This is a genomic window from Phytoactinopolyspora halophila, from assembly GCF_003287285.1.
GTDB classification, from domain to species: Bacteria; Actinomycetota; Actinomycetes; order Jiangellales; family Jiangellaceae; genus Phytoactinopolyspora_A; species Phytoactinopolyspora_A halophila.
On record NZ_QMIG01000025.1, the window covers coordinates 56178 to 69893 of the forward strand.

Consider the following 13716-nt stretch of genomic DNA (forward strand, 5'->3'; position numbering starts at 1 on the left):
GGATGGCCAGCGAATGAGCGGTACGCAGCGGCCCGGCGCCGACCTCACGATCACGAACGCCGCCGTGTTCGACGGCGTCTCGGATCAGCTGCACTACGCTGACGTGTACATCCACGACGGCGTGATCGCCGAGATCGGCGCATCCGGGGTGACCCGGGCCGAGCAGGTGATCGATGCGCGGGGGCGCACTCTCATCCCCGGCATGATCGACGCGCATTTCCACGCCTACGCGTGGGCGATGGGCGGTGTCGAACTCGAGAGCCGGAAGCTGAGCTACGTGGCCCTCGCCGCGGCGTCCCGTCTCGGTGCTGCGCTGCGGCGCGGTTTCACCACGGTTCGCGACGTCGCCGGCGGCGATATCGGGCTGGCCCAGGCGCTCGACGACGGGCTGGTGGCGGCACCGCGGTACCTGTACACCGGTCCCGCCCTGAGCCAGACCGGCGGCCACGGCGACCCGCGTTCTCCCGAGCTCGACGTGTGCTGGTGCTGCGGGCACATGAACGAATTGGTCGACGGCGCCGACGCGCTGCGCCGGGCGGTACGGGAGCGATTCCGCACCGGCGCGCACGCGATCAAGATCATGGCGTCCGGCGGGGTGGTGTCGCTGAGCGACCCGATCCGGGTGCCCCAATACTCCGCCGAGGAGATCGCCGCCGTGGCGGACGAAGCCACCCGGTGGGGCAGCTATGTCGCCGCGCACGCGTACTCGGCCGAGGCGATCGTGCATGCGGTCGGCAACGGCGTACGCTCCGTCGAGCACGGCAACCTCCTCGATGCGGAGGCCGCCCGGGTCATGGCCGAGCGCGACGCCACGCTGGTGCCGACGCTGGCGACGTACGACGCCATGAACCGCAGGGGTGGCGAGGTGAACCTGCCCGCCGTGTCGCGCGCGAAGAACTCCGAAGTGCTGGACACGGGAAAGCAGGCCATCGAGATCGCCCGGGCTCACGGGGTGCGCATCGGGTTCGGCACCGACTTGATGGGTCCCCTGGAGGGCGAGCAGCTGCACGGCATCCGGCTGCAGCTCGACGTGGAGCCCGTAGAGAACGTGCTGCGCGCGCTCACGTCGGTGAACGCCACGCTGCTGGGACGCTCCGACATCGGCCGGATCGCCGAGGGCTGTGCCGGTGACCTCGTGTTGCTTTCCGGCGACCCGTTCGCCGAACCCTCCGTCCTCTGGGATGAGGTGCGGCCGCGGACCGTAGTTCAGGCGGGCGCCGTCGTGGCCTGAGCGCCTCGAGGGTTCTCAGCGTCCTCTGGGCGTCCGGCCCACCAGCCGAGGACGTGGCCGATGTGCTGATGCATCAGCGACTCGGCCTGCTCACCCTGCCCGGAGGAGAGAAGGTCGAGCAGGGTGTGGTGCTCGTGAGCGGAGCGCTCCAGTTCCACCGTGTCCTTCAGGCTGGCCAGCCCGACCAGCCGGGTCTGGCGACGTAGCTCGGCCACCATGTCCACGAGCCGCTGGTTCCCGGTCAGCTCCAGCAGCGAGAGGTGGAATGCGGTGTCGACCGCGAGATACTCGGGAAAGTCCGCCGCCGCTGCTGCGGTGACGATGCGATCCGCCATCTGGCGATACTCGTCGAGCCGAGCCGCCGGGAAGTTCGCTGCCGTGATGCGCATGGCGGGTACCTCGAGCCAGCGGCGCACCTGCACGATCTCGCGCAGGTCGTTCTCACCGACGTGGGTGACCCGGAACCCCTTGTTCCGTACCGGCTCGACGAAGCCACGCTTCTCCAGATCCAGCATCGCCTCACGCACCGGAGTCGCGGATACCTCGAACTGCGCCGCCAGGGTGGGAACGGTGACGAGCGTACCGGGTTCCAGCTCGCCGGAAACGATGGCAGCGGACAGTTTGCGCTCGACTTCCGATCGCAGGCTGGTGCCGTGTTCGATCCGGCTGATTGCTGGTTTACGGTTCGTCACCGCTAGCTCCTCGCCTTGATCGGCCCAGGTCGGTTGGGCCATCTGCTTCCACCCGGGTGCGCCGGGATCTCCGACACCTGACCCATAGTAATGTATGCCATATTACCCTTCCATTACCCTGCGGAGAAGGCGCTAGCCGAGCGGAGCGAACGTCGCCGTGAAATGGCGCAGGAACGGCGGCTCGTCGGTGATCCGGTAGCCCGCGAGCCGGTCGCGGCGCTCGAAGACCTCGACAATGGCCTCCACCACGTAGTCCATGTGCGACTGGGTGTAGACCCGCCGGGGGATGGCCAGGCGCACGAGTTCCAGCTGCGGTGGGCGCTCGGCGCCCGTGTCGGGATCGCGCCCGGCCATGACCGTACCGATCTCTACGCCGCGGATGCCTGCGTGCTGGTACAGGGCGGCGGCCAGCGATTGGCCCGGATACTGCAGGGCGGGGATGTGGGGCAGGAACCGCCCGGCGTCGAGGTAGACCGCGTGCCCGCCGGCCGGGCGAACAACTGGCACCCCGGCGTCGTGCAGGTGGTCGACGACGTAAGCAGTCGAGACGATCCGGTAGCGCAGATAGTCCTCGTGCAGGACCTCCTCCAGGCCAGCGGCGATCGCTTCGAGGTCCCGGCCGGCAAGCCCGCCGTAGGTGGGAAAGCCTTCCGAGAGGATCAGCAGGTTCTTTTCCCGCTCGGCCAGGGACGGATCCCGGGTGCACAGGAAGCCGCCGATGTTCACCAGCGCGTCCTTCTTGGCCGACATCGTGCAGCCATCGGCATGGGAGAACATCTCGTGCACGATCTCGGGTATGGACGTCCCGGCGTAGCCCGGCTCGCGCTGCTTGATGAACCACGCGTTCTCGGCGAAGCGGCACGCGTCGATGTAGAGCGGCTTGCCGAAGCGGTGGGCAAGCTCCGCGACGGCACGGATGTTCGCCATGGACACGGGCTGTCCGCCACCGGTGTTGTTGGTGATGGTGAGCATGATCAGCGGAACGTCGTCAGCGCGGGCATCGAGGAGCGCTTCCAGCGCGGCGAGATCCACGTTTCCCTTGAACGGTTCATCCGTGGTCGGATCGGCGGCCTCGGCGCAGGGCAGGTCCACCGCGTGGCCGCCGAGGTACTCGATGTTCGCCCGGGTGGTGTCGAAGTGTGCATTGCTGGGGACGACATCGCCGCTGTTCACCGTGCATCCGAAGAGGATCCGCTCGGCCGCGCGCCCCTGGTGCGTGGGCACGACGTGGGCAAAGCCGAACACCCGCCGGACCGTCTCCTCGAACCGGTACCAGCTGCGCGCGCCCGCATAGGATTCGTCGCCGGCCATCATCGCGCCCCACTGCCGGGCACTCATGGCGGCCGTACCCGAGTCGGTGAGCAGATCGATCAGCACCCGCTCGGCGGGCAGCCGGAAGAGATTGTGTCCCGCTTCGGTGAGCCACTCGCTGCGCATCTCCGGAGACGACATTTCGATCGGCTCGATGCTCTTGATCCGGAACGGCTCGATGATCGTCCGCATGCCTGCTCCTCATTCAGAATGATCATGTTTGGTACGTTTTCTCGGGCTGTGACACGACTGTAGACGTGTTACCGCCCGAGAAAACGTGTTGCGGCACCTGGCGTCCGGCCACCAGCACCAGCCACCGGGCGTCCGGCCACCAGCACCCGCCACCGGGCACCAGCTACCGGGCACCAACTACCGGGCACCAGCCACCGGGCAGCCGGCACCCGGCACCGCACGTGTGGCAGAGCCTACGACGGCGAGATGATCTTGTCAGGGTTGAAGTTCGATCGTGGATCGGCGCTCTCGAACAGCCCTCGCATGAGCGCCACACCTTCGGGAGAGATGTCCTGGGCCAGCCAGGGTGCGTGCTCGACGCCCACGGCGTGGTGATGCGAGAGCGTCCCTCCGGCGTCGATGAAGGCTTGCTGGATGGCGGACTTCACGTGATCGTACTGCTTGAGCGGCTCCTCGCCATGCACGAACGCGAACGTGAAGTACAGGCAGGCACCCGAGTGGTACGAATGCGAGAGGTGGCACATGATCCACCCCTGCACGCCGAGGTCGTCGTACGCGGAGTGGGCCGCGGCCACCGTGTGCTCGTACAGCTGCCGGAGCTTGGACCACGGCGCGGCGGTTTCCGACACGTCGGCGGCGGCGCCGCGATCGAGGAGGAAATCCCGGATGTAGGGAGTGTCGAACTTCTTCTGGTCGTAGAGCTCGCCGGGTCCCCGGCCGAGGCCGATGCCGCCGTGCTTGCCGACGATGCGCTTCACGAGCTTCTTCTCGTACTTCACGTGCGAGGCGCTGCCCTCGTAGCCGATGAAGGACAGGCAGACCTGGTCCAGATCCCAGCCCCGCCTGCGTAGCAGCGCCATCAACGCCTGGGATCCGAGCGAGGTGATCTTCTTCTTGCTCGCGGTACGTGTCGCGAACGAGAACGCCGTCTCGCGCGCGTCGGACACCCGCGTCACCGAGGGGCTCGCGTCGCTTTCGGCGATGTCGCGCATGGCGGCGAGCCCGGCCTCCCACGAGGGAAAGAGGTAGCCGAAGATCTCGCGGACCTCGGGGATGCGGTGGACGTGGACGGTCGCCTCGGTGATCACACCGAGCCGGCCCTCGCTGCCGACCACCATCTCCCGGACGCTGGGACCGGTGGACGTGCTCGGGATCGGCCGAATGGTGACGACGCCGCCGGGCCGCACCAGACGAAAGCCGCGGACGATGTCGGCGATGTCGCCGTACTTGTCGGACTGCATTCCCGACGAGCGCGTCGCGACCCAGCCGCCCAGCGTCGAGTGCGCGAAGCTGTCCGGGAAGTGGCCGAGGGTCCATCCGTGCTCGCCAAGCTGGCGTTCGAGGTCGGGGCCTTGCGCGCCAGCCTGGATCCGGGCAAGCCCGGAATCCTCGTCGACGTCGAGCACCTGGTTCAGCCGTCCGAGATCCAGCGACACGACGCCGCGTTCTTCGTCGGTGGCCGGTTCGAGGCTCCCTGAGATGTTGGTGCCGCCGCCGAACGGGATCACGACGGCGTTGGCCGCCACGGCAGCATCGACCAGGCGCTGGACCTCGTCCTCGTCGCCGGGATAGACGACGACGTCGGGTGTGCGCTCCAGGGTGCCCGACCGGACACGCAGCAGATCACGGATGCTCTTGCCGAACGTGTGGACGACCCGGCTCATCGTATCGGTGTGCACATGCTCGGCGCCGACGATCCCGGCCAGCTCGTCGCGCAGCGCCGGATCGAGGTGCGACTCCGGAACGTCGAGGGCATCGAACGGCCGTGCCGTCGCTGCCGGTGCGGTCACGTCCAGGCCGATGGCCTTGCGGACGAAGGGTGCGAACGCTGGCTTGTCGCGGTGCTCGAAGGCGATCCCGTCGTCGCCCCATCCCCACCACTTCATGTGCTTGACCTCGGTCATGCGATCTCCCTCGCGATGCCCGGCTTGGTCGCCCTCTGCTGGCGGCCGGCGGTATGAAGGCGGTTGATCTCGTCCGACAGCCGCTGCGTGAAGTCGCGAGCCGACTCGCCGTCCTTCGCGTACATCGGAGCGCCGATCGACACGGTCACCGGCGGCCTCCCTCGCACCGGCCAGTTTTTCCCGCGCGGCATGGCCTCATAGGAGCCCACGATAGCGATCGGCACGCACGGCACGTCGCAGGCGATGGCCAGCGCGGCGGCGCCGGGCTTGAAGGGCCGGATCTTGCCGGTCGCGGAACGCCCGCCCTCCGGAAAGATCAGCAACGGAACGCCCCGGGCGAGGAGTTTCTTCGAGACCCCGGTGTGAAAGCGGCCACCGTTGCGGTCGACGGGGAAGGTGTTGAAGATGAGGCATGTGAGCCACTTCCGCCAGCGTACTTCGAAGAAGTAGTCCGCGGCCGCACCGGCGGCGAGGTGACGGGTGAGCTTGCGGGGCAACGCGCCGATCACCAAGGGGGTGTCGAGATGGCTCGCGTGGTTTGCCACCGCGATGTACGAGCGCGGCGTCTCCGTCAGCTCGGTCAGGGTGGCCGGTACGGTGCGCGATGCCGCGCCCGACGTGGTATCCGGTGCCGAGCTGGACTCCGTCTGCGGTGCCGAGCTGGACTCCGTCTGCGGTGCCGGGCCGGACTCCGTCTGCGGTGCCGGGCCGGACTCCGTCTGCGGTGCCGTGCCGGATGCCGTGTCCCAGCGAACCTCGACCCGGGTCAGCGACCACACCAGTGGCTTGAGCAGGAGCCGCTGCACGCCGAACCGGAATATGGCCAGACTCCGTGATGTGAAGCGCCAGTAGCGCCTGGGACGAGACCTCAAGCGCGGGACCATCTTCATACTCAACTGATCACCCCGCTCCCGGGCTCGGAGGCCCCACGTTGTGACGTGATCCTCGCCGAGATGGCCCGGACCACGCGCCGGGGCAGGTGACGCGCGCACCACATCAGACCCCGGTACCTGGCGGTGGGGATAGAGATAACCCTGCCTCGTGCCGCGTCTCGAAGGCAAGTACGCACGGCGCGATCACTGCTGGTCCATAGCCACGCCGGTATCGCGGCCGTGTCGATCCCGGCGCGCTGGTGAAACTCCGTTCGTACCCATCCGGGACAGAGCGCGTTCACGCGCACTCCGGTTCCGCGAAGCTCGACGGCGAGGCTTTCGGTGTAGGTGGTGACCCACGCCTTCATCGCGGAGTAGCTACCCATGGTCATGAAGCCGGCGGTGCTCGACACGTTGATGATCGTGCCATGCCCGCGCGGTGTCATGGCACGTGCCGCGGCGGCACCGAGAACCAGGACGGCGCCGCACATCACGGCCATCGCCGTCTCGTGGACGGCGACGTCGGCGGTGACCAGCGGCACGTGGAGACCGAATCCCGCGTTGTTCACCAGCATGTCGACGGGACGCTCGGTGTCCGAGAGCCGCTGGGCCACGCGTTCGACGTCGTCGCGATCCGCCAGATCCGCGCGAAGTGTTTCGACATGGCGTCCGGTGGAGCTGGCGATGGATTCCGCTGTCTCCTTCAGGCGATCCTCGTCGCGCGCGACGAGGACGATATCGTATCCGTCGCGGGCGAGACGTCGGGCGAACGTCAGGCCGATGCCAGAGGTGCCTCCGGTTATGAGCGCTGTTGCCATCGGAGCACCCTATGCTACAGCTACCGTAGGGCCGAGGGTGTGACTCGGACTTCGAAGTCGTCGGGAGGTCGCTCGTGCAACCATCACCGCTACCATCGTGCTGCGCAGGCCGGCTCGTATGGGGCGAACATGGCACCGACCCCCACCAGGTCTCTTACCGGAGTGACACATGACAACGCCTTGGGCCACGCTGTCGGGAGCGCATGTACTGCTCACCGGAGCCACCGGCTTCGTCGGACAGGCAGTGCTCGAGCGGCTGCTCTCCGCCCATCCGGACTGCCACGTATCGGTGGTCATCCGGCCGAAGGGTAACCTCACGGCCGAGGATCGTCTTGCGCGGCTGTTACGAAAACCGGTCTTTCGGACGTGGCGCCGCCAGGTGGGAGCGGCCGAGGCCGACGCGATCGCGGCCCGGCGCATCACCGCGATCGCCGGGGACGTCGGCACCCTCTCCGAGCTGCCCGACGATCTCGACACCGTCATCCACAGTGCCTCGACGGTCAAGTTCGATTCGCCCATCGACGAGGCGTTTGACACCAACGTCACCGGCGCCCTCGGCCTGTACGGAGCGCTGCACGCGTCCGGAGCCACACCACACGTGGTGCACGTGTCCACGGCCTACGTGGGCGGGCTGCGCAAGGGGCGGACGCCGGAGAAGTCGCTGGATCACGAGGTCGACTGGCGGGCCGAGGCCGACGCCGCGCACACGGCCCGGCAGCGCATCGAGCTCGCCTCCCGGCAGCCAGAGGTGCTGCGCGAGCTCCTGGCCCAGGCACGTGCCGAACACGGCAAGGCCGGCCCGCAGGCGGTGACCAACGCCGCCGAACTTGCCCGGCGCGAGTGGGTCACCAGCCGCCTGGTCGACCAGGGACAGCTGCGGGCGCAGAGCCTGGGATGGACCGATGTCTACACGTTCACCAAGGCCCTGGCCGAGCGGGCGGCCGAGGACTTGTGGTTTCGCGAGGGCCAGCGGCTGTCGGTGCTGCGTCCCACCGTCATCGAAAGCGCGCTGCGGCACCCGTATCCGGGCTGGATCGACGGTTTCAAGGTGGCCGATCCGCTGATCCTGGCCTATGGCCGTGCGCAGCTGCCGGATTTCCCCGCGCTGCCGGACAGCGTGCTCGACATCATCCCCGTCGACTTCGTGGTCAACGCGATCCTTGCTGCCGCGGCCACGCCACCGGACGCGGGCGGCCGGCGCTATTTCCACATCGGTTCGGGCGCCAGCAACCCTCTGGCCTTTCACGAGATGTACGAGAACGTGCACGAGTACTTCGTGCGCTCGCCGCTGCCCAAGGACGGCGGGCACATCCAGGTCCCCACGTGGAGTCTCGGCGGTGATCGGCGGGTCGACCGCACCATGCGGCAACGCGAGACGCTGGTGGGGTCGGCCGACTGGGTGCTGACCCGGCTGCCCATGACCCGGCGTTCGCGTTCGTGGGCGGATCGGATTCACAAGCTGCGCCGAGATCTGCAGTCGGTGCGCAAGCTCACCGACCTGTACCGGCCGTACGTGCAAACGGAGATGGTCTTCGACGACACGCGTGCGCGGGAGCTGCACGAGTCCATCCCGGAGGCCGACCGTGCCGACCGGGGATTCGACGTCACGACGATCGACTGGCCGACGTATCTGCAGGGCGTGCACATCCCCGCGATCGTCACCTTGAGCCGGGCGGCGAAGCACCGCCCGGCGGCGACGCCGCGACCGGCCCCGATGCTGTCCGTGCGCTCGGACACGCTCGCCGTGTTCGACCTCGAAGGAACGATTCTCGACTGGAACCTGATCGAGCAGTACCTCTGGCTGTGCCGCTCGCTCACGCCGGTATCACGGTGGCCGCGGGAAGTCGGCAGCATCGCCGTGTCGCTTCCCGGGTATATCCGCAGCGAGCTGCGCGATCGTGGCGAGTTCATCCGCGCGTTCACGCGTCGCTACGCCGGCCTTCCGGCCGAGGAGATCCGGCGGCAGGCACGCGGCGCGTTCGGCCGGGCGATCCATCGCCGTCTGCTTCCCGGTGCCGTGGCACGGGCGCAGGCACACCGCGCCGCCGGCCATCGGACAGTGCTCGTCACCGGCTCGATCGACATGCTCGTCGAGCCGCTGGCGTATCTTTTCGACGACGTCGTGGCGGGCCGCATGCACGAGAACGACGGCGTGCTCACGGGCTATCTCGATTCCCCGCCCCTGGTCGACGAGGCGCGCGCGGCATGGCTCACCCAGTACGCCGAACGGCACGGGATGGATCTGCGCCACTCCTACGGATACGGCGACAGTCACGCCGACGTCGCATGGATCCAGCTCGTTGGCCACCCGACAGCCGTCAATCCGGACGGCAAGCTCTACCGGCACGCACGCAGGCACGGGTGGGCCGTCGTCGATTGGAGCCGCTCGACACCGGCGGAGCCGGAGGCAACAGGAGCGCAGTCGCGTGAGATGGGAGAGGCCGATACACCCCGGGCGGCTGATCCGTGACCGCTGTCGGAACGCGGCACGGCGCGGCCGGACCGCCGGATCGGGCAGCGCGCAGGCTCCGGCCGCTCCTCTCAAGCGTGCTTCGTGCGGCGTGGCGCGTGCGAGTCCACGGCGGCGACGTGATTCCGCGTCAGGGCCCTGCCATACTCGCCGCGAACCACACCGGATTCCTCGACGGCCCGTTGCTGTACTCCGTGGTCAAGCGGCCGGTCCATGCCCTGGTGAAAAACGAGATGTTCACCCCGCCGCTCGGATGGGCGCTCCGCTCGCTCGGCCAGATCCCCGTCGATCGCTTCGCCTGCGACATGCCGGCCGTCCAGAGTTGCCTCGCCGTGCTGCAACGCGGCGGCCTCATCGCCATCTACCCGGAGGGCACGCGGGGGTCCGGTACCTTCGAACAGACCAAGCCCGGGGTGGCCTATGTCGCGCTGCGCACCGGAGCGCCGGTGATCCCCGTGGTGGGGCTCGGCGTGCGCACGTCGTCGTCGGTCGACGGGCTGCCCCGACTGCGCAGCACGATCGACGTGGTCTTCGGCGAGCCCATCGAGACCACACCCATCCCGTGGCCGCGCAGGCGCCACGTAGTCCGCGACCATGCCGACCTCATCACCGAACACCTGCGTGCACACGTGCGCGACGCGTGCGCGCTGACGGGACGTGAGGTCGGTCCGGTCCGGTACCAGCAGCCGCTCGACCCGTCGTGACTCCCGGGAATGAGGATTCGACGATGTCCACAGCACCACGTTCGGGCCAGACCGCGAGCCATTGGGGCCGCTACGAGATCGTCACCGATGGTGCCGAAGTGGTCCAGGTTCACGGAGCTCACGAGGACCCCGACCCGTCGCCGATTGGCGACAACTACGTCGGGAGCTTGCGGCATCGGGCCCGGGTGCTACGGCCCGCGGTGCGCCGGGGCTGGCTGGACGGCGGCCCGGGCAGTACGCGGCGTCGCGGCGGCGACGAGTACGTCGAGGTGTCGCTGGACGAGGCGGTCGAGCTGTGCGCCACGGAGCTGGAGCGGGTGCGCCGGGAGCACGGCAACGAGGCGATCTTCGGCGGTTCCTACGGGTGGGGGAGCGCCGGGCGGTTCCACCACGCCCAGTCCCAGGTGCACCGGTTCCTCAGCGCGATCGGTGGCTACACCCGTTCGCTCAACACGTATTCACACGCGGCCGAAGAGGTCGTGCTCCCGCACATTGTCGGCAACCGCGAGTGGTTCCTGCGGTCGCTGCCACGATGGTCCCAGATCGCCGAGCACACCGACCTGGTTGTGGCATTCGGTGGCTTGCCGCGCGGGAACGTACAGGTCAACCCCGGTGGGCTCGGATCGCACCAGAACGCCGCGTGGCAAACCGGCAGTATGCGCGCCGGCGTGCGATTCGTCGTCGTGAGTCCCTCCCGCGACGACACGGCGAGCGAGCTGGGTGCCCAGTGGATGCCGCTGCGCCCGAACACCGACACGGCGATGATGCTCGCCATGGCGCACACGCTGCTAGTGGAAGGGCGCTACGACCGCCATTTCGTGCACGCGTGCTGCGCCGGGTTCGACCGCGTCGCCGCGCACCTGCGAGGTGAGGACGACGGCGTGGAGAAATCGGCGGCATGGGCGGCCGAGATCTGCGACGTCGCCGCGGAGACGATCGTCGACCTCGCGCGCCAGCTGGCCTCCTGCCGATCCCTGGTGACCCTCTCGTGGTCGCTGCAGCGCCAGCATCACGGGGAGATGCCGTACTGGGCCGGATTCGCGCTGGCCGCCATGGCCGGTTCGATGGGCAAACCGGGCGGCGGCGTCGGGACCGGGTATTCGTCGATACACAACGCCTACGTCCACGACCGCGTCTCGGTCGCGGCGGCGCTGCCGTCGTTGCCGAACAGCGTGCCCGACTTTATCCCGGTAGCGCGCATCAGCGACATGCTTCTCGACCCGGGTGGCGCGTTCGACTACGACGGATCGCGCTCGTCCTATCCGGACATCCGCCTCGTGTATTGGGCCGGAGGCAACCCGTTTCACCACCATCAAGACCTCAACCGGATGCTGCGGGCCTGGCAGCACCCGGAAACCATCGTGGTGCATGAGCCCTACTGGAACGCGATGGCCAAGCACGCCGACATCGTGTTTCCCGTGGCCACATCGCTGGAACGCGACGATCTCGCGATGGGGTTGGGCGATCCCTGGCTGGTCGCCATGCAGCAGGTCGCCGCGCCACCGGAGGGTGTGCGCACGGACTATGACGTATTCGCGCGGCTCGCTCGCCGGCTGGGCGCCGGGCAGCGGTTCACCGAGGGACGCACGGCCGACGAGTGGGTGCGCGAGCTCTACGAGCGCAGCGTCCGGACGTGCGCGGAGATGGGCATCGAGCTGCCCTCCTACGCGGAGTTTCGCCGGCGCGGGCAGATCGAGCTCCCGCTGTCGTGGGACGGGCCGGTGGCGTTCGAGGAGCTGCGGGCCGACCCGGCGCGGCATCCGCTGGAGACGCCGTCCGGGAAGCTGGAGCTCTATTCCGAGACCGTGGCCGGCTTCGGATATGACGACTGCCCGGGGTTTCCCACGTGGCTCGAACCGGCGGAGTGGCTGGGCGGATCACTGGCGCGGGCATATCCGCTGCACATGGTCTCGGCACAGCCTGAACACAAGCTGCACGGCCAGCTGGATCACGGCGCGGCGAGCATGGCGGCCAAGGTCCAAAGCCGCGAGGTGGTGTGGATGGCCCGCGCGGATGCGGTGGCCCGTGGCTTCGACGACGGTGAAGTGGTTCGGGTCTTCAACGAGCGGGGAGCCTGCCTGGCGGCCGTGCGGGTGACCGAGGGCCTGCGGCCGGGTGTGGTCCGGCTGGCCACGGGTGCCTGGTACGACCCGCTGACGCCTGGAGAGATCGGTGCGCTGGACAAACACGGCAACCCGAACGTCCTCACACCAGACATTCCCGCGTCGAAACTGTCCCAGGCGCCGTCGGCGCATACCTGCCTCGTTGAGGTGGAGCGGTTCGACGGTCCGCTTCCCCCGGTGACGGCTCACGACCCGCCCCGCCTTGCTCGCCAACCCCCGGCAGCTTCGACTTCCGAATGATCATGTTTGGTACGTTTCCTCGGGCCGTAACACGTCTACAGTCGTATTACGGCCCGAGGAAACGTACCAAACATGATCATTCTGCATCCCAGTTCGTCTGAGAGCGATCAGGGGTGTTGCCGGGGGTCGAGATCGGGGCATGCTAGGTCAGCATGCAGGACGTCAGATTCGGGTTCAACACCTCGGGGCTCCGGCCGGCGAACGAACTCGCCGCCCTGTGCCGCACCGCCGAAGACATCGGCTACGACGTCGTACTAGGAACCGATCACCTGAACAGCAGCTCACCGTTCCTGCCGCTGGCGGTCGCCGCCGACGCCACCGAGCGGCTACGGGTGGGCACGCTGACCACGAACAACGAGTTCTGGAACCCCGCCCTGCTGGCCCGGGACACGGTGACGATCGACCACCTCAGCGAGGGCCGTCTCGAGCTCGGGCTGGGCGCGGGGCACATGAGATGGGAATTCGAAGCGGCCGGCCTGCCGTGGAGAGGTATCGCCGAGCGCGTCGAACGGCTGGAGCAGACGATCGGCGAGCTGCGACGGTTCTTCACCGACGGCATCAATGAGCCGGAATCGGGGGTGCGCGCCCGCGAGGAGCTGCAACGTCCCCAGCTTCTGCCCGTGCAACGCCAGGGCTTCGGCGGCTCGGGACCGCCGTTGCTGATCGGCGGCACCGGCAACGGAAGTCTCCGGCTGGCGGCGGCATACGCCGACATCATCGGCTTCGGTGGGCTGTTCCAGATGAAGGGGGAGCCGCCCGGCACGTTTCGCCTCGCCACGAGCGCGGAGCTGGAGGAACGGGTCGCGTACATGAGGGAGCAGGCGGGCGCACGGATCGACGAGATGGAGATCAACGTGCTCGTACAGCTCGTGGCCATCACCGGTGACCGGCGAGGCTACGCGGAGCAGCTCGTGGCCGAGCACCTCCCGTACTACACGGTGGAGGAGGCGCTGACGACCCCGTTTCTCCTGATCGGTACGGCGGAGCAGATTGCGGAGCAACTGCGCCAGAACCGGGAGCGCTACGGGTTCTCCTACATCACGGTGCACGAGCCCTACATGCGCGAGTTCGCACCGGTCATCGAGAAGCTGCGCGCCTAGGGCATGTCTGACAAATGTGCGGTCCAAGCGATCACTGCGTTGAGCACGACAGCAGCCCG

10 protein-coding genes are annotated in these 13716 nt (G+C 68.3%); 5 read left to right on the plus strand and 5 right to left on the minus strand.

Translation table 11 applies throughout. The features are described from left to right. Window positions 1-13 precede the first annotated feature (13 nt). Window positions 14-1231, plus strand: coding sequence for a metal-dependent hydrolase family protein (locus DPM12_RS18700; RefSeq protein WP_112259870.1), 1218 nt, complete (start codon window positions 14-16; stop codon window positions 1229-1231). Here the strand turns inward: DPM12_RS18700 and DPM12_RS18705 are convergent. The 5 genes from DPM12_RS18705 to DPM12_RS18725 form a co-directional block, all read right to left on the minus strand. Further along, window positions 1207-1923, minus strand: coding sequence for a GntR family transcriptional regulator (locus tag DPM12_RS18705; RefSeq protein WP_211659136.1), 717 nt, complete (start codon window positions 1921-1923; stop codon window positions 1207-1209). The two genes, DPM12_RS18700 and DPM12_RS18705, sit on opposite strands and share 25 nt — an antisense overlap. Window positions 1924-2055: 132 nt before the next feature. Then, window positions 2056-3426 carry a tryptophanase gene (locus DPM12_RS18710; protein WP_112259872.1) on the minus strand — a complete coding sequence of 457 codons (1371 nt, stop codon included), beginning with the start codon at window positions 3424-3426 and terminating at the stop codon, window positions 2056-2058. A gap of 233 nt (window positions 3427-3659) precedes the next feature. Next, entirely contained in the window at window positions 3660-5330 is a 1671-nt protein-coding gene (locus tag DPM12_RS18715; RefSeq protein WP_112259873.1) for an FAD-binding oxidoreductase, read from the minus strand. Beyond that, entirely contained in the window at window positions 5327-6136 is an 810-nt protein-coding gene (locus DPM12_RS18720; RefSeq protein ID WP_211659137.1) for a lysophospholipid acyltransferase family protein, read from the minus strand. The genes DPM12_RS18715 and DPM12_RS18720 overlap by 4 nt, the downstream gene beginning before the upstream one ends. Window positions 6137-6222: 86 nt before the next feature. Then, entirely contained in the window at window positions 6223-7020 is a 798-nt protein-coding gene (locus DPM12_RS18725) for an SDR family NAD(P)-dependent oxidoreductase (protein ID WP_112259874.1), read from the minus strand. A 169-nt stretch (window positions 7021-7189) separates the two neighbouring features. Here DPM12_RS18725 and DPM12_RS18730 point away from each other — a divergent pair, with 169 nt between their 5' ends. From DPM12_RS18730 to DPM12_RS18745, 4 genes are all read left to right on the plus strand, one after another. Beyond that, window positions 7190-9490, plus strand: coding sequence for an HAD-IB family hydrolase (locus tag DPM12_RS18730; protein WP_112259875.1), 2301 nt, complete (start codon window positions 7190-7192; stop codon window positions 9488-9490). Next, the gene (locus DPM12_RS18735; protein ID WP_112259876.1) at window positions 9487-10194 is read left to right on the plus strand and encodes a lysophospholipid acyltransferase family protein; all 708 of its coding nucleotides are present in this window, start codon (window positions 9487-9489) and stop codon (window positions 10192-10194) included. The genes DPM12_RS18730 and DPM12_RS18735 overlap by 4 nt, the downstream gene beginning before the upstream one ends. 23 nt (window positions 10195-10217) lie before the next feature. Beyond that, on the plus strand, window positions 10218-12557 hold the full coding sequence (locus DPM12_RS18740) for a molybdopterin-dependent oxidoreductase (protein WP_112259877.1): 2340 nt from the start codon (window positions 10218-10220) through the stop codon (window positions 12555-12557). A gap of 152 nt (window positions 12558-12709) precedes the next feature. After that, entirely contained in the window at window positions 12710-13657 is a 948-nt protein-coding gene (locus DPM12_RS18745) for a TIGR03621 family F420-dependent LLM class oxidoreductase (protein ID WP_112259878.1), read from the plus strand. The last annotated feature ends 59 nt before the right edge of the window (window positions 13658-13716 follow it).